This window comes from Arthrobacter nitrophenolicus, from assembly GCF_000332815.1.
In the GTDB taxonomy this organism is placed as follows: Bacteria; Actinomycetota; Actinomycetes; order Actinomycetales; family Micrococcaceae; genus Arthrobacter; species Arthrobacter nitrophenolicus.
Genome location: NZ_AOFD01000078.1, coordinates 1 through 15,507, shown reverse-complemented (window position 1 = coordinate 15,507; position 15,507 = coordinate 1). Strand labels below are relative to the sequence as shown.

Genomic DNA, 15,507 nt, shown 5'->3' with positions numbered 1-15,507 from the left:
ACTGGTCCCGCATAGTTTTTTGGTGTTTACGCAGGTCAAACGGCTCCATTGATGCCTCAGCGGCGACGGGCCTGAACGAGTCGCTACGCGCAATGGCGTGGGATAGCGGCCTAATCTCTCACTAAGTGAGAGATTTTTGCGTACAGTTGGATCAGTGAGCATCGAACCTGGGCGCATTCCGGCCTTTCTGACCAACGTCAATGTCGGGCTGCTGCGGGCCGAGGATCGAGTTTTCGAGGCGATGTTGGATGGCTGGCGTGCGCAGATGTTGGCGCGTGGCCTGTCGACGTCGTACATCAAGAGCTCGTGTGGAACGGTCCAAAAGTTTCAGGAGCACGCCAATGAGTATCCGTGGACGTGGTCGGCGCATCACGTAGATGAGTTCCTGGCTGACAGGCGCAGCTCTGAGAAAGGTCTGGCGTTATCAACCCTGAGGGCTAATTCCGGGGCGATCAGGGCGTTCTGCTCGTACCTGACGGACGGACGCTACGGCTGGGCGTCATTCTGCGAACGGATCTTTGCCGACATTCCGGTACAGGTGGTCTTCGAGTGGAACTCACCCCGACACACGACCGATGATGCCGTGCCGGCACGACGCCGGGCCTTCACGCGGACCGAACTGCAGACCTTCTTCGATGCCGCCGACGATCTGGTCGACACTGAGTTCGCCAAGGGTTCAAAGCGATGGCTTCCGGCGCTGAGGGACTCGACGGCGTTCAAGGTCGCTTACGCCTACGGGCTTCGCCGGCGTGAACTGGTGATGCTTGAGTACGTTGATTTCGGCCCTAACCCGCACGTTGAACAGTTTGGACGCTTCGGGGCGCTCCAAGTGCGCTGGGCAAAGGGCACCAAGGGTTCAGGGCCACGTCGCCGGACCGTGCTCACCGTCCCGGAATTCGACTGGGTGGTGGGGCTCCTTGAGTACTGGCTCTCCCCTGACGGCCGTAAACGATTCCCCACCGCTGACCGGTCAGCCAGCCTCTGGCCATCAGAGCGCTCCGGCTCCACTGTTTACCGCAACTTCGACCGCTCTTTCCAGCGGGTGAGGAAAATCGCCGGGCTCCCGGAAGAACTGACCCTGCACACGCTGAGGCACTCCTACGTGACGCATCTGATCGAGGCCGGTTACGACCCCTTGTTTATCCAGCAGCAGGTCGGGCACAGTTACTCCTCCACCACAGCCCTCTATACTTCCGTGTCGGCGGACTTCAAACAGAAGACCATCCAGAAAATGATCGCCCAGCGGCTGCGCAGCGGCGTCACTGATGAGGGGAACGGCCATGGCTGAACAGCGACGGATTGGCTACCGCTGGAACCTCCGGCAGCTGATGGCCCAACGCAACCTCTGGAAGACCACCGAGCTTCTCCCCCTGCTGAAATCCCGGGGTATCAATCTCTCCAACGCCCAGGTCCACCGGCTCGTCACCGGAACGCCGGAACGCATTCCAGCCCAGACCTTCGCGGCGCTCTGCGACATCCTGGAATGCACGCCCAACGACCTGTTCGAACCCTACGTGCAGATGCGCGCCGCGAAGACCGCCAACGCCCCGAAGAGGCCAGAGGATCTTGGGATCACCCCCGGCGCGCCGAGCGCGCGACGGATCCGCGTGCTGCCACCGGATGAAGATGCCTAGGCCGCGAAAAGCCGGCGACCCCATCAAATGGCCCGAAGCATGCGGGCGCTGCGGCGAACACCATCAAATCGCGGTCCGCTGGCCGGACGGCGGAATCTGCGGCTACTGCTACCAGCAGGCCAAAAGAACCCGAGGCACCTGCGCCTGCGGTCACGAGGGCGTCCTGCCCGGCCGCGTCGACACGCTGCCGGCATGCCGGAGCTGCTCCGGAGTCCAGCTCAACATCGACTGCATCGGATGCGGGAGCGAGGATGAACTCCACTCAGGGAACCGATGCTGGTCATGCATCCTCGCCGCTACCGTCGACAGGCTCCTCAGCCCACTGGACAATCAGACGCCCTCCCCCGCGCTTCAAGCAATCGCCACAGCCTTCAAGTCCATGAAACGGGCCAACAGTGGCCTGACCTGGATCCAGCAACCACACGTCACTGCCTTCCTCCAACAACTGTCGGCCGCGCCTGTGATCACACACGCACGTCTCGACGAACTGCCGGCCTCCCGCACCCGCGAATACGTCCGCGGCCTACTCGTTGAACACAACGCGCTGCCGCGCCGCGATGAGCTCAGCGCAAGGTTCGGTGAATGGTCCGACCAGGCACTCGAGCGGATCACCAGCCAGAACCATCGGGACATCATCCGGCGCTACATCCGCTGGCACCACCAACGCCGGATGAACCAGATGGACGAGGTCACCCAAGGCACCTTCCTGAGGGCCAAACAGTCAGTCACCGTGGCTATCGAACTGCTGAACTGGCTCACCGAACGCGACACTGAACTCGCAGAAGTGACCCAGGCGCACCTGGACCGATGGCAAGCAGAAGGCCCGACGACACGAGGCATTGCCTCATGCTTCCTCGACTGGGCAACCAGAACCAGCCTTATCGATCCCTCAGTGAAGCTGCAGCCCCACCGGCGCGGCACCAGCCCACGACTCGACGCCACCGCTCAGACCGAGCTCGTTGCCACCGTCAGCCACACGATCGACATGAACCCGAGGGACCGCGCCGCAGCCATCCTCATCCTGGTCTTCGGCCAGCAGGTCACCAACATCGTCCGACTGACCTGGGACAACGTCACCGTGACAGAGGACCTCGTCAGCATCACCTTCGGAACCGTCGAAATCGCACTCACATCACCGCTCGATGAGCCATGGCGCGAACTCGCAGCCACGCCAACCCACCACCAGACAGCAGCGCACCCCAACAGCAACTGGGTATTTCGCGGCGGCTCACCCGGCCAGCACATCCAAGCCTCAACCCTCACTCAACGGCTGAGCACTGACTTCAGCACCCGAGCGGCCAGGCTCGGAACCCTCCACGAACTCACCAAACTCGCCCCCGTTGCAATCATCGCCGAAGCCCTCGCTACTCCCCGGCCACGATCGATCGCCACGCCATCGACTCATCAGCCAACTACGCCCAATACATCGCCTCGGCAGCGGCGACCAGGAAGGCACCGAGATGATCCGAATCTCCAAGCGATTCCAGGAAGCTGCGCAGAGAATCCTGGACGGTGACGAATCCAAGATCGCTGCTGCGGCGTTAGAAGGCGTCCTGCTCGATGAATATCTAGGCGAAGAAGACATGGAAAATCTACTCTTCGCTCTTTCCCTTTACGCCCCGGGCGACGGCCCTGAGTATTTTGACGGCCCTCAACTTCGTAGGACCCTTCAGGAAACACTCAGCAACGTCCACTTCCCCAGACCCAAAGAGCAGCCTTAACAGACAACGTGCCGAGAAAACGTCCGCATGAACGGGCCAACTCGTCCCACATCAACACGTCCCGCTGCCAGTCCGCGAATTGTCCCGGGATGGGTCTGGGCCTCTCGATCCTTAGTGCGCTGGAGCCGTGTAGCCACAAGCAATTCCGCAGGTCAGCGGCGCATGCCATTGTCTTAATGTGGGCCCTCGTTAAGAATGGGTCAATGACGGTCTATGTGCGATCACTTGAAACTGCGGTTCCCAAAACCATGCTGGTCCAGTCTGAAGCCCGTGACGTCTTCGCCGCCCAGCCAGGCCTCACGAGGCTGGGTTCGCGGCTGGTCAATACCTGCTTCGACTCGGCTGCCATCGATACCCGGTTCACAGCTGTTGAGGAACTGACCAACGACTTCCGCTCGGACGACCCGCAGTTCTACGACCCGTCCTCTGGCCTTCTCCTGAATCCGAGCACCAAGGTCCGCAACGAAATCTTCGCCCGTGAGGCCACCAAACTGTTCGTGGCAGCCGCCCGTGCAGCACTGGACGCCGCCTCGGAATTCGATTTAGTTGACATAACTCACCTCGTGACCGTCTCCTGTACGGGTTTCTTCAACCCCGGACCGGACTACAAGATCGTCCGTGAGCTTGGCCTGGATCCGGCGGTCCAGCGTTACCACCTCGGTTTCATGGGTTGTTATGCCGCCTTTCCCGCACTCCGCGCCGCGAAGCTCTTCTGTGAGGCTGACCCGAACGCCGTGGTCCTGGTGGTGTGCGCCGAACTGTGCTCGCTGCACGTGCGGACCTCGAACGACCCCGACACCATCATGGGCTCCGCATTGTTTGCTGACGGTGCGGCCGCCGCCGTGGTCACGGCCCGGCCGGATGCGGCGGAAAAGGCACTCCTGCGACTGGACCACTTCGAAACTGTGCTCACGCCGGTTGGCGAGGACTCCATGGCCTGGAACATCGGCGACAATGGCTTTGAAATGGTGCTCGGCAACTACGTCCCGCACATCATCGACGACCACATTGTGGGGGCACTGCAGCCCCTCCTGGCGCAGGAGCCTGAACTGGCAGCACTCCCCTACACGTCCATCCAGCACTGGGGCATCCATCCGGGCGGGCGCAGCATCCTGGACAAGGTCCAGTCCCGGCTCGGCCTGACCGACCCGCAACTGGTGCCGGCCCGCGAAGTCCTGCGGAACTACGGCAACATGAGCAGCGCCACCGTGCTCTTCGTCCTCAAACACATCTTGGAACAGGACGTTCAGCCCCAGGACGGTGCCGGCGGCGGGCGGATCTGCTCCATGGCATTCGGGCCCGGCCTCACCGTGGAGACGGCCCTGTTCACGAAACTGCGGCAGGCGCCGGCGGACACTGCGGCAGTCTCCGGCGGCCGGGCAGCGGAGATCCGGCAGCCGCTGGCGGCGGAAGCCCCGGTGGCCTGACCGGCGTGGATCTGCCGATGCGGAAACGTGACGCCACGGCTGTGGAGCTGATGGACCTGCCTGACTGCGACGCCCGCCGGCTGGACAACACCTACCGCCAGTTCGGCGTCGTGAACCGGGTCCTCGGCGGCTGGCGGCGGCTCTACCGGCGGGAGCTCCGTCCCTTGCTGGCGGTACAGCCGGTCCGGGTCCTGGATATTGGCTCCGGCGGCGGCGACCTTGCCGTCATGCTGGCCCGCTGGGCCCGGCGCGACGGCCTCAGCCTCTCCATCACGGGAATTGATCCCGACCCCCGTGCAGCATCCTTCGCGCAGAAGCGGCCTCCCGTACAGGGCGTCGAGTTCCGGCAGGCACACAGTGCGGACGAGGTGGTAGCCGGCCGGACATATGACGTGGTGATCTCCAACCACGTCCTCCATCACCTCCCCGCGGAGGAACTGCGAACCCTGCTGGCGCATTCGGAGGTCCTCGCCGGGACGAAGGTCCTGCACAACGACCTCCGCCGAAGCCCCGCAGCCTTCACCCTGTTCGGGATGGCAGCCCTCCCCTTTCGCGGCTCCTACATCCGCGTGGACGGGCTGACCTCCATCCGCCGGAGCTACACTCCTGCCGAACTTTCCGCGCTCGCTCCCCCGGGCTGGACAGTGGAACGCAGCGCCGCTTTCCACCAGGTCCTCACCTACCGCCAGGGGTAACCATGAAAGTGGATGTAGATGTGGTGGTGGTGGGCGGCGGTCCGGTAGGCCTGTACCTCGCGGCGGCGCTTCTCCAGCAGGGCATCAGCGTCCGGGTGCTTGAGCGCCGGCAGTCCCGTGACCTCCACTCGCGCGCCATCGGCATCCATCCCCCGGCGCTCGATGCCCTGGACGGCATCGGTGTTGCTTCCGCCCTGGTGCGCGAAGGCGTTCCGATCCGGACCGGAATGGCGGTCAGCCGCGGAAAAACACTGGGCGTCATGGCGTTCGACGGCGTTTCGGACACCTTCCCGTTCGTGCTGGCACTGCCCCAGTTCCGGACCGAGCAACTTCTGGAGACCCGCCTTCGCGCATTGGACAGCGGGGCGCTGGTACGGGGCGTGGAAGCCACCGGAGTGAACGACGACGGCGACCACGTCACCATCGAGGTGCAGCGGCCGCCGGGCACGCCGGCAGGAGCCACGTCCTTCAGCGCCTCGATGGTGGTGGCCGCAGACGGCGCCCGGTCCAGGTGGCGCGGCCTCCTGGGCGTTCCAGTACACAGGAAGACGTATCCGGACCACTACCTGATGGGGGATTTCGCCGATTCCGGCCGCCACGGGGACATGGCGGTCCTCTTCCTGGAGCGCGACGGAATTGTCGAGTCCTTTCCCCTGCCGGGCGGAATCCGGCGCTGGGTGGTCCGTCTCGGCCGACCGGCAGAAGATGCACGGGCCGTGGACCTCGCCGGGATCGTCGCGCAGCGCACCGGTATCCTGCCCGACGCCGGGACCAACAGCATGCTCAGCGCGTTCAGCGTGCGCTCCACCCTCGCGCTGAGAACGGCGGTGGGAAGGGTGGTGCTGCTGGGCGATGCCGCCCATGAAATCAGTCCCATCGGGGGCCAGGGCATGAATCTCGCTGGCTGGACGCCCGGGCCCTGGTTCCGCTCCTCCTGGAATCCCTGGCAGGAAGGCGCACGGACACCGAATTCACGCGGTTCGAGGCGGACCGGCGCCGGGCTGCGCAGCTGGCCCGCCGGCAGTCGGAAATCAACATGCTGCTGGGACGCCCGCTGCCGTCGCCCCTGGTGCGCTTGCGGAATGCGGCCATCGGCGCCGCCGCCGCAACGCCGGCCGTGAACGCCTGGGTGGCGCGGCGGTTCACCATGCAGGAGGAGCGGCTCCACTCCGGCAACTCGTGCAGGCTTACCGGAAGTAGCAGTCGTAACTGTCCTGGCTGACGATCAGGCCGTCGCTGACTTCGAACACCGAGGACGTCCTCGCCCGAATGGTTTCCCCAGCATCCCAGTACCGGAGGTCCATCAGGACAGTGGCGGACCAGTCCGCTTCCACGGCCACCCTGCCCTCCTCGCACGTGGTGCGGCGGATGGTGAACTTCTGGTCCCGCACCACCGTGGAACTCTGGTCGGCGCCGGCGAGGACATCTGCCAGGGTCCGGGTGGCGCCCTCGGGAGCGAGCAAGTGCGGAGCCTCCACCAGAATGAATGACTCGGCAAGGAATGGCTTGATGCCCGCCGCTCCCCCGCCCGCTTCCAGCACCTTGAGGAAACCCAGGACGCAATCGAGCGGCGACGCGCCGGGCAGAGACGAAATGGCCATGACATCGACAGTAGCCCAGCCCCGCTGCCCAGTAGGCTTTCGTCATGACGCCAAGCACGCCCGGAACGGCCATGACCGACGACCAGATCCGCGAACTGGTGGAGCAGATCCTCTCTGCCGGGATGTTGCCGCCGATCGTCCAGGCCGGCCACCCGGCGCTGCGCCAGCGCGCGGCGGCCTACAACGGACAACTGCCCGCGGACCAGTTGGCCCGGCTGATTGAGCTGATGCGCCAGGTCATGCACGAGGCACCCGGGGTGGGGCTGGCGGCGCCGCAGCTTGGCATACCGCTTCAAATTGCGGTCCTTGAGGACCAGTACGACGTCGATCCGGAGGCAGCCGCCTTGCGCAACCGGATCCCGCTGGAGTTCCTGGCCATCCTCAATCCCCGGTACACGCCGCAGGGCAGCGGAACCGCCGCTTTTTACGAAGGATGCCTCTCCCTGAACGGGCTCCAGGCCGTGGTGGCCCGCCCGGAGAACGTGCTCCTTGAGTATGAAACGCCCGACGCGCGGCGGTGCAGCGCCAGTTTTCCGGCTGGCAGGCCCGGATCGTGCAGCACGAAACCGACCACCTCAACGGGATCCTCTACATCGACAGGGCCCAGCTGCGGTCCTTGAGCAGCAACAGCGAGTACGCGGCGCATTGGGCTGCGCCCGGAATCGGCAGGGCCCGGGAGGGCCTCGGCTTTGACGACCAGCCGGCGGGCATCAGCGTCAGCTGACGTCCGGGCCGGAGGGGCCGGCCGCCTAAGATGGTGCAATGCCCCCAACAACGGACCTTCCCCTGCTGTGCCCGGTCTGCTCGGCGCCGTTGACCTACACCGCCGCCGAGCCGCCGAAACCGGGAAGGCTTGCCTGCGCCGCACGGCACAGTTTCGACGCCGCACGGCAGGGCTACTTCAACCTGCTGGTCGGTAAGGGCACCGCCTTCAAGGCCGATTCCGCCGCGATGGTGGATGCCCGCTTCAACTTCCTTAGCCGGGGCCACTACCGGCCGCTGGCACAAGCCGTGGCAGCCGCCGTCGTACCCGTCCTGTCCGGCGACCGGCCGGCCGTGCTGGACTCGGGCACCGGAACCGGGCACTACCTGCGCGAACTGCTGGACACAGCCGCCGCACACGGCCGGACAGTGTCCGCCGCAGGGCTTGACATTTCCAAATTCGCGCTGCGCCGTGCCGCCCGGCTCAACCCCGAAGCCATGAACCTGGTGTGGGATATCTGGCAGCCGCTGCCGCTGGCAGCTAACTCTGTTGATGTGGTCACGGTGATTTTTGCGCCCCGCAACGCTGCCGAGTTCGCCCGTGTTCTCCGGCCCGGCGGGCGCCTGGTGGTGGTCACCCCGCGCGAGGGCCATCTTGCCGGCATCGCAGCCCTGGCGGGCATGCTCGCCATTGAGGAAGGCAAGGACGCCCGGCTGGCCGCCGCGATGGCCCGGCACTTCGAGGTGGAGGAAAGCTCCGACGTCGACATTCCACTGGCGCTCAACCGCGAGGATGCGGCAGCCCTGGCATTCATGGGGCCGGCAGGCCACCACACGGACCGCGACGCCATCGTCGCCCGGCTTAGCGGCATTCCGGAGCCGCTGCGGGTCGAGGCGAAGTTCCGGCTGACGGTGTTCCGGCCCCGGCTGCCGGACGGCACGTAACGACTTGGCCACTATCGCCACTGCCGGTTGCGTGACCCGGCCCACAGCCCCGGCCCCGGACTAGGATAAGAAAACAGGTACCAAAGGGCCCGCGACGGTGCCCGGGTGACCAAGGGGGCGGCAGTGTTCGAATGGTTGGGGGAAAACTGGTGGGCCCTGTGGCTCACGGCTTTCCTGGCATTTGCGGTGATCGAGATGATCACGCTTGACCTGTTTTTCATCATGCTCGGCGGCGGTGCCCTGGCTGCCCTGGTAGCAGACTTTGCCGGCGCTGACGGCTGGCTGCAGATCGTCGTTTTCTGCGTGGTGTCCCTGCTGATGATCGCTTTCGTCCGTCCGGTGGCGCTGTCCCACCTGAAGAAGGGCCCCGCCGAGCAGCGCACCAACGTTGACCGGCTGATCGGCGAGCAGGCAGTGGTGATGGAGGCCGTCACCTCGGACGGCGGCCTGGTAAAGATCGGCGGCGACATCTGGAGCGCCCGTTCCGAGGCCGGGGTGCTTCCCGCCGGACAAAAAGTGGTGGTGGCGGCGATCGACGGCGCCACGGCAGTAGTTTCGGCGCCACCCGCCAGCGGCACGTCCTGACACAGCAGTATCAATTGGGGAACAAGGGAGACGCATGGAAAACGCAGGAGGAGCGGCTTTGGCCGTCGTGCTGGTAGTCCTGATCGTGTTTGTGATCATCGTTCTGGTGCGCTCGGTCCGGATCATTCCGCAGGCCAGGGCCGGCGTGGTGGAGCGGCTCGGCAAATACCAGCGCACCCTGAATCCGGGGCTGACCATCCTCATTCCCTTCGTGGACCGGCTCCTTCCGCTGCTGGACCTCCGCGAGCAGGTGGTCTCCTTCCCGCCGCAGCCGGTGATCACCGAGGACAACCTGGTGGTCTCGATCGACACCGTGGTCTACTTCCAGGTCACCGACCCCCGCGCAGCCACCTACGAGATCGCCAACTATATCCAGGCGGTGGAGCAGCTCACCACCACCACGCTCCGTAACGTGGTGGGCGGACTGAACCTCGAAGAAGCGCTCACCTCGCGTGACCAGATCAACGGCCAGCTCCGCGGCGTCCTGGATGAGGCCACCGGCCGCTGGGGAATCCGCGTTTCCCGTGTTGAGCTGAAGGCGATCGATCCGCCGCACTCCATCCAGGACTCGATGGAAAAGCAGATGCGCGCCGAGCGTGACCGGCGGGCGGCCATCCTGACGGCAGAAGGTACCAAGCAGTCGGCCATCCTGACGGCGGAGGGCCAGCGGCAGGCTTCCATCCTTGCTGCGGAGGGCGATGCCAAGGCCGCTATCCTCCGCGCCGACGGTGAGGCCCAGGCCATCCAGAAGGTGTTCGACGCCATCCACCGCGGCAACCCGGACCAGAAACTGCTGGCCTACCAGTACCTGCAGACCCTGCCGAAGCTTGCTGAAGGCTCATCCAACAAGCTGTGGATCATCCCCAGCGAAGTCGGCGAAGCACTGAAGGGAATCGGGAACGCGCTGGGCGGAACCAACCCGGATCCGGCGGCAGCGGGCGGCCTCTTTGATGAGGTGGGAGCGAAGTCCACCGAACCATAAGCAGCATTGCTGACGGGAAGGGATCCGCGTTCCGCGGGTCCCTTCCCTGTTTTGGTTCCGGCGGCATGACCCACGTATAATTGGGTATTTGTCCGGCAGGAGCAATCCGCTGGAACAACAAAGCTTCGCAATGCGTTGAATCCTATGATGCAGCGCAGAGCAAACAGTAGCCCGGTGGTGCTTCATCGCCACCGGCTGGCGCGGGGTCCTGCTCCGCGAACCGAGAAGAGGGAGAAATCATGAGCGATCGCAGCCTGCGGGGTATGCGCCTTGGTGCGCAGAGCATGGAGACCGAGTCCGGGGTTGAGCCGGCTCCGCGCCAGCGCGTCGAGTACCGTTGCGAGGACGGCGAACAGGTTTTCGTTACCTTCTCCTCCGAAGCCGAGATTCCGCCGGTATGGGTTTCCAAGACCGGCAAGGAAGCCCTTCTGGTTGACGGCGAACGCCCGGACACCAGCAACGACAAAGCTGTCCGTACCCACTGGGACATGCTGCTGGAACGCCGTTCCCTGCCCGAGCTTGAGCAGATCCTCGAGGACCGCCTGACCCTCCTCCGGGAACGCCGCGGAGAACGCCGCTCCGCTTAGGACCACGCAAAAGGGGCCCGTTCCCGCACAGTAGTGCGGGAACGGGCCCCTTTTCTGTCGTGGGGCCAGCGGTCCTATGCCTGGGTTGAACCTTTTTTCCGGGTGAGCGCGTTCCAGCGGGCAGCGAGCCCCCACTTGGTCACATTGACCATTGCCTCGAGCACGATGTTGCCGCTCATCTTCGATGCGCCGAGTTCACGCTCCACGAAGGTGATGGGACGTTCCTCGATGCGCAGGCCCATGCGGGACACCCGCCAGGCCAGGTCCACCTGGAAGCCGTAACCCACGGAGTCCACCTGGTCCAGGTTGAGCTTTTCCAGGGTTGTCCGGCGGAACGCACGGTAGCCGCCGGTCACATCCTTGATCTTCAGGCCCAGCATGAGGCGGGCGTACGTGCTGCCCACGCGCGAAATAGCCTGGCGGTAGAGCGGCCAGTTCACCACGCGTCCGCCGGGAACCCAGCGCGAACCCATGGCCAGGTCCGCACCGTGGTCGATGGCTTCCAGGAGCTGCGGCAGCTGTTCCGGCTGGTGCGAGCCGTCCGCGTCCATTTCCACCAGCACGTCATAGCCGGCATCCAGGCCCCATTTGAATCCCGCGATGTATGCGGCGCCAAGGCCCTCCTTGCCCTTACGGTGCAGGACATGGACCTGCGCGTCCTCGGCGGCGATGGTGTCCGCAAGCTGGCCGGTGCCGTCGGGGCTGTTGTCATCCACCACCAGGACGTCCGACGCCGGAACAGCCGAGCGGAGCCGCTGAAGGGTCTTGGGCAGCGATTCCAGTTCGTTGTAGGTGGGAATGATCGTAAGGACGCGCACAAAGGGCCTTTCCTGGGAGGAGCGGTCGGTGTGCACCTGACAGCCTGGCTAGCCGCCGGCAGGCGCAACTACCCATTATAGGGCGGAGGGATGCCGGGTCAGGAACGCAGTGCCGGGCTGGAGAACAATTCGACGCCGTCCCGCACCGTCTGCAGGCATACCGGGTCATTGCCGGTATCCAGGGCGGGGAGCAGAGGAGTCCGGGCGCGGGGATCGGTACTCCACGACTGCACGCGCCCGTCGGCCACCTGCACCATCAGTTCCTCCACCTCCCAGACGGCGAAACTGGCGGGGGCGCCGGGCACGAGCTGGCCCGCCATGGGGTTGTGGTACCTGACCGCCCGCCAGCCTGCACGGGTGTGTCCCAGGAACGCGGCGCGGGCAGAAATCCGCTCCCCGGGGTTGTGGTGCTCCAGGCACGCCCGGACACTTGACCACGGCCGCAGCGGGGTCACCGGACTGTCGCTGCCGAAGCAGACAGGGACGCCGGCGGCATACAGGGTGGCGAACGGATTCATTCCAGCGCTGCGCTCCCCCAGGCGCTGCTGGTAAAGCCCCCCGGCACCGCCCCAGGCGGCATCGAACGCTGGCTGGGCGCTGACTGTCACAGAATATCGGGACAATTTTTCGACGGCCGCAGCGTCAACCATCTCCACGTGCTCGAAGCGGTGGCCGGCCGCCCGCACGCGCTGCTCCCCCACCTGGGCGGCGGCAAGGTCCAGCGCGGACAGGGCAGCGTCCAGGCCTGCGTCCCCGATGACGTGGAAGCCGCCCGGGATGCCCAGCAGGGAGCAGGCGGCGAGGTGGGCCGCGGCCTCGTCGACCCCCAGGTAAAGCGAGCCCTTCTCTTCCGGTGCATCACTGTAGCCGGACCGCAAGGCGGCAGTCCGCGACCCCACCGAACCATCGATGTTCAGGTCGCCGGCCAGGCCCCGGATCCCGAAGCCGAGTCCGTCCAGCACGCTGCGGGCATGGTCTTCCGAGGAGACGAGTTCGCCCCAGTACGCGAGGACTTCAGGGACGGAAGGGGTCTCGGGCCCGGTGCTGTTCCACGCTGCTGCCAGGCGCAGGTCGTCGGCCCCGCCGATGTGCGGGGCGCCCATCTCTGCCACCGCAACATAGCCGTTCGCGGCCGCCTCGGACAGGGCACGTCCCTGGTGGCGGCGGAGGTCGGCTTCCGGCAGCCGGCGGGCCGCTTGCCGCGCCGCAGTGTGCGCGGCACGCATGACCCGGGGACCGCCGTCGAACCCGTCCTGGTCCTGCAGGCCGGCGGACCGGGCCAGCGACGCCGATACCAGGGCCGAGTGCACGTCCACCCGTGACAGGTAGACGGGCCTGCCGGCTGACGCCCGTTCCAGTTCCTCCGCGGTGGGCAGGGCGGCGTCCGCCCAGGTGGTCTCATCCCAGCCGTGGCCCAGGACCGGTCCGTCACCGGGAGCCGCGGCCACCGCATCCAGCAGCTCCCGCGCGGAGGAGATTCCGCCCAGCTGGAGGGAATCCAGCGCGATCCCTGTCTCGGTCAGGTGCATGTGCGAATCGACGAATCCGGGAGCGACGAGGGCGCCCCGCAGGTCGATGACTTCCATGGAACTGTCGGCTATGGACGTGGCCGCCTGTTCGGACCCCACCCACGCCACGGTGTCGCCGTCCACGAGCATGGCGGTGGCGAAGGGATCGGCAGCGCTGTAGACGGAACCGTTGCGGTAGAGGACAGCTTGCGGACGGGACGGGTTTGCGGGACCGGACTGGGTCATACGGGGCAGGGCTCCTGGAGGTTGCGTGCCGGCGGCTGGGCCGGGGGAAGTTCAGAGGACAGAGGAATATGCCACGACGCCGCGGCGGATCAGGGTGATGGCCTCGGCGCACAGCCGGGCGAGGCGGGGCTCAAGGCCGGGGATCTTGGCCAGCTGGTCCAGCAGGTCCACCACCTGCTTCACCCAGCGGACAAAGTCGCCCGCCGCCAGGTCCGTCCCGCTCAGGACATCCTGGAGATGCCGGCCGCGTGCCCACTTGTAGATGGGCCACACCAGTCCCAGCTCCGGTTCGCCGGTCAGCGGAAGCTTGTTCTCCTCTTCTACGTCCTCCAGCGCGGACCATTCGCGCACCACAATGTCCACCGCGGTTTCCAGGGAGACGCTGGGCATCCGGGGCCGGAGGCCGCGGTCTTCCCGCTTGGCCTGGTACACCAGGGCACTGGCCAGCGCTGCGACTTCCACCGCGTCGAGATCGTCAAAGGCGCCCAACCGCAGCGACTGGGAAATCAGCAGGTCCTTCTCGCCGTAGATCCGGCGCAGGCGCTGGCCGTCCGGGCTGATGAGCAGCCGGCCCTCCCCCGCGTCCTCAAGGTAGCCGTAGGCGGAGAGGACATCGCAGACGCGGTCGAAGGTCTTGGCGATGGTGTTGGTGCGGCCCTGGATCTGCCTGACCAGTCCGTCCGTTTCCCGCCGGAGTTTCCACCAGCGCTCCGACCACCGTGCGTGGTCCTCACGCTCGCTGCACCCGTGGCAGGGGTGGGCGCGCAGGGCCCGCCGGAGGTCCGCGATGCGCTTCTCCTGGTTGGGCATGGCGCTGGCACGGCCGAAATCGTTGTTGCGGTTGTGTCCCGGGGCCGGCGGGCGGTTTTCCCGCAGCGCATTCCGGGCGGAGGATGCGAGGTCGCGGCGCGACTTTGGCACCTTGGCGTTGAACGACTTCGGAATCCGGATCCTGGTAACAGGCGAGATGGGGCCTTCCAGATCGTCGGTGCTGATCCGGCGCAGCTGGTTGTCCAGGGTGAGGACGGCGGGCCTGGGCTCACGGCTGCTGTGGTCGGAACTCAGGACGATGGCCGGACCGGGCGCCCTGCCGCCCGGGACGTTGACCACGTCGCCGGGCAGGAGCCGGGCCAGCGAGTCGTCACTGAGCGACTTCCTGGCCCGGGATTTCGCCCGTGAGGTGGCGTTTTCCGCGTCCGAAAGTTCCCGGCGCAGCCGTGCGTACTCGGTAAAGTCGCCCAGGTGGCACGTCATGGATTTGGCGTAGCCGGCGAGGGACTCCTCGCGGCTGCGCACCTGCCTGGCCAGGCCCACCACGGACCGGTCAGCCTGGAACTGGGCGAACGAGGATTCCAGGATCTCGCGGGCCCGCGCACGGCCAAACTGCGCCAGGAGGTTGATGCTCATGTTGTAGGTGGGCCGGAAGCTCGAGTTCAGCGGGTAGGTACGCCGGGAGGCCAGGCCGGCCACCGCCGTCGGGTCCGTGCCGGGCTGCCACAGCACCACCGCATGGCCTTCGACGTCGATGCCGCGCCTTCCCGCGCGGCCGGTCAGCTGCGTGTACTCGCCTGCCGTGATATCCACGTGGGCTTCGCCGTTGAACTTGTCCAGCTTCTCCAGCACCACTGAACGGGCCGGCATGTTGACGCCCAGAGCGAGGGTCTCGGTCGCGAAGACGGCTTTGACCAGGCCATCGGCGAAAAGTTTCTCCACCACTTCCTTGAAAGTGGGCAGCATGCCGGCGTGGTGCGCGGCGAAGCCGCGCAGCAGCCCGTCGCGCCAGGTCCAGAAACCGAGGACGTCCAGGTCGTCCGGCGGAATGTCGTAGCCTGCCTCGTCCACCCGTTGGGCGATAATGCGCTGTTCCTTTTCGGTGGTCAGCCACAGCCCCGAGCCGACGCACTGGGCCACCGCAGCGTCACAGCCGGCACGGGAGAAGATGAAGGTGATGGCCGGCAGCAGGTCCATTTTGTCCAGGCTGGCGATCACCTGGGGCCGGCTGGCCCTTCGCACCCCGTTCGGTTCGGCGCCCCGGACAGGGCGGTCGTTGCCGCGG

At 66.0% G+C, this 15,507-nt stretch carries 14 protein-coding genes and 1 pseudogene; 11 read left to right on the top strand and 4 right to left on the bottom strand.

Annotation, left to right across the window (positions count from 1 at the left end):
- The first annotated feature begins 154 nt into the window (after positions 1-154).
- The 6 genes from G205_RS19060 (at position 155) to G205_RS19030 (ending at position 6,598) form a co-directional block, all read left to right on the top strand.
- On the top strand, positions 155-1,288 hold the full coding sequence (locus G205_RS19060) for a tyrosine-type recombinase/integrase (RefSeq protein WP_009359445.1): 1,134 nt from the start codon (positions 155-157) through the stop codon (positions 1,286-1,288).
- Positions 1,281-1,634, top strand: a complete 354-nt coding sequence (locus G205_RS19055) for a helix-turn-helix domain-containing protein (protein WP_009359444.1) — start codon at positions 1,281-1,283, stop codon at positions 1,632-1,634. The genes G205_RS19060 and G205_RS19055 overlap by 8 nt, the downstream gene beginning before the upstream one ends.
- 460 nt (positions 1,635-2,094) lie before the next feature.
- Positions 2,095-3,150 (top strand): hypothetical protein, encoded by a 1,056-nt coding sequence (locus G205_RS19050; RefSeq protein ID WP_235047093.1) that lies wholly within the window; start codon positions 2,095-2,097, stop codon positions 3,148-3,150.
- 408 nt (positions 3,151-3,558) lie between these two features.
- A complete protein-coding gene (locus G205_RS19040) occupies positions 3,559-4,782 on the top strand; it encodes a type III polyketide synthase (protein WP_009359442.1) in 1,224 nt (407 codons plus the stop codon).
- A 17-nt stretch (positions 4,783-4,799) separates the two neighbouring features.
- Complete coding sequence (locus G205_RS19035; protein WP_009359441.1) at positions 4,800-5,477, top strand: class I SAM-dependent methyltransferase; 678 nt, start codon at positions 4,800-4,802, stop codon at positions 5,475-5,477.
- 2 nt (positions 5,478-5,479) lie between these two features.
- Positions 5,480-6,598: an FAD-dependent oxidoreductase gene (locus G205_RS19030; protein WP_338058437.1), complete on the top strand. Its 1,119-nt coding sequence runs from the start codon at positions 5,480-5,482 to the stop codon at positions 6,596-6,598.
- A 66-nt stretch (positions 6,599-6,664) separates the two neighbouring features.
- Here G205_RS19030 and G205_RS19025 read toward each other — a convergent pair whose 3' ends face one another.
- Positions 6,665-7,078 carry a nuclear transport factor 2 family protein gene (locus tag G205_RS19025; protein ID WP_009359438.1) on the bottom strand — a complete coding sequence of 138 codons (414 nt, stop codon included), beginning with the start codon at positions 7,076-7,078 and terminating at the stop codon, positions 6,665-6,667.
- Positions 7,079-7,122: 44 nt separating this feature from the next.
- Here G205_RS19025 and G205_RS19020 point away from each other — a divergent pair.
- From G205_RS19020 to G205_RS19000, 5 genes and pseudogenes are all read left to right on the top strand, one after another.
- Positions 7,123-7,802: pseudogene (locus tag G205_RS19020) on the top strand (peptide deformylase).
- 38 nt (positions 7,803-7,840) lie between these two features.
- Positions 7,841-8,725: a putative RNA methyltransferase gene (locus G205_RS19015; RefSeq protein WP_009359437.1), complete on the top strand. Its 885-nt coding sequence runs from the start codon at positions 7,841-7,843 to the stop codon at positions 8,723-8,725.
- Between the two features lie 123 nt (positions 8,726-8,848).
- Positions 8,849-9,310, top strand: a complete 462-nt coding sequence (locus G205_RS19010; RefSeq protein WP_009359436.1) for an NfeD family protein — start codon at positions 8,849-8,851, stop codon at positions 9,308-9,310.
- Between the two features lie 34 nt (positions 9,311-9,344).
- Positions 9,345-10,292: an SPFH domain-containing protein gene (locus G205_RS19005; protein ID WP_035753854.1), complete on the top strand. Its 948-nt coding sequence runs from the start codon at positions 9,345-9,347 to the stop codon at positions 10,290-10,292.
- Between the two features lie 239 nt (positions 10,293-10,531).
- Positions 10,532-10,879 carry an RNA polymerase-binding protein RbpA gene (locus tag G205_RS19000; protein WP_035753852.1) on the top strand — a complete coding sequence of 116 codons (348 nt, stop codon included), beginning with the start codon at positions 10,532-10,534 and terminating at the stop codon, positions 10,877-10,879.
- Between the two features lie 74 nt (positions 10,880-10,953).
- On the opposite strand, the gene G205_RS18995 is transcribed toward G205_RS19000, so the two are convergent.
- From G205_RS18995 to G205_RS18985, 3 genes are all read right to left on the bottom strand, one after another.
- Positions 10,954-11,697, bottom strand: coding sequence for a polyprenol monophosphomannose synthase (locus G205_RS18995; protein ID WP_009359433.1), 744 nt, complete (start codon positions 11,695-11,697; stop codon positions 10,954-10,956).
- A gap of 98 nt (positions 11,698-11,795) precedes the next feature.
- Positions 11,796-13,451: an amidohydrolase gene (locus G205_RS18990; RefSeq protein WP_009359432.1), complete on the bottom strand. Its 1,656-nt coding sequence runs from the start codon at positions 13,449-13,451 to the stop codon at positions 11,796-11,798.
- Positions 13,452-13,502: 51 nt separating this feature from the next.
- Positions 13,503-15,507, bottom strand: a 2,005-nt coding sequence (locus G205_RS18985) for a DEAD/DEAH box helicase (RefSeq protein ID WP_009359431.1), incomplete at its 5' end; no start/stop codon positions are given.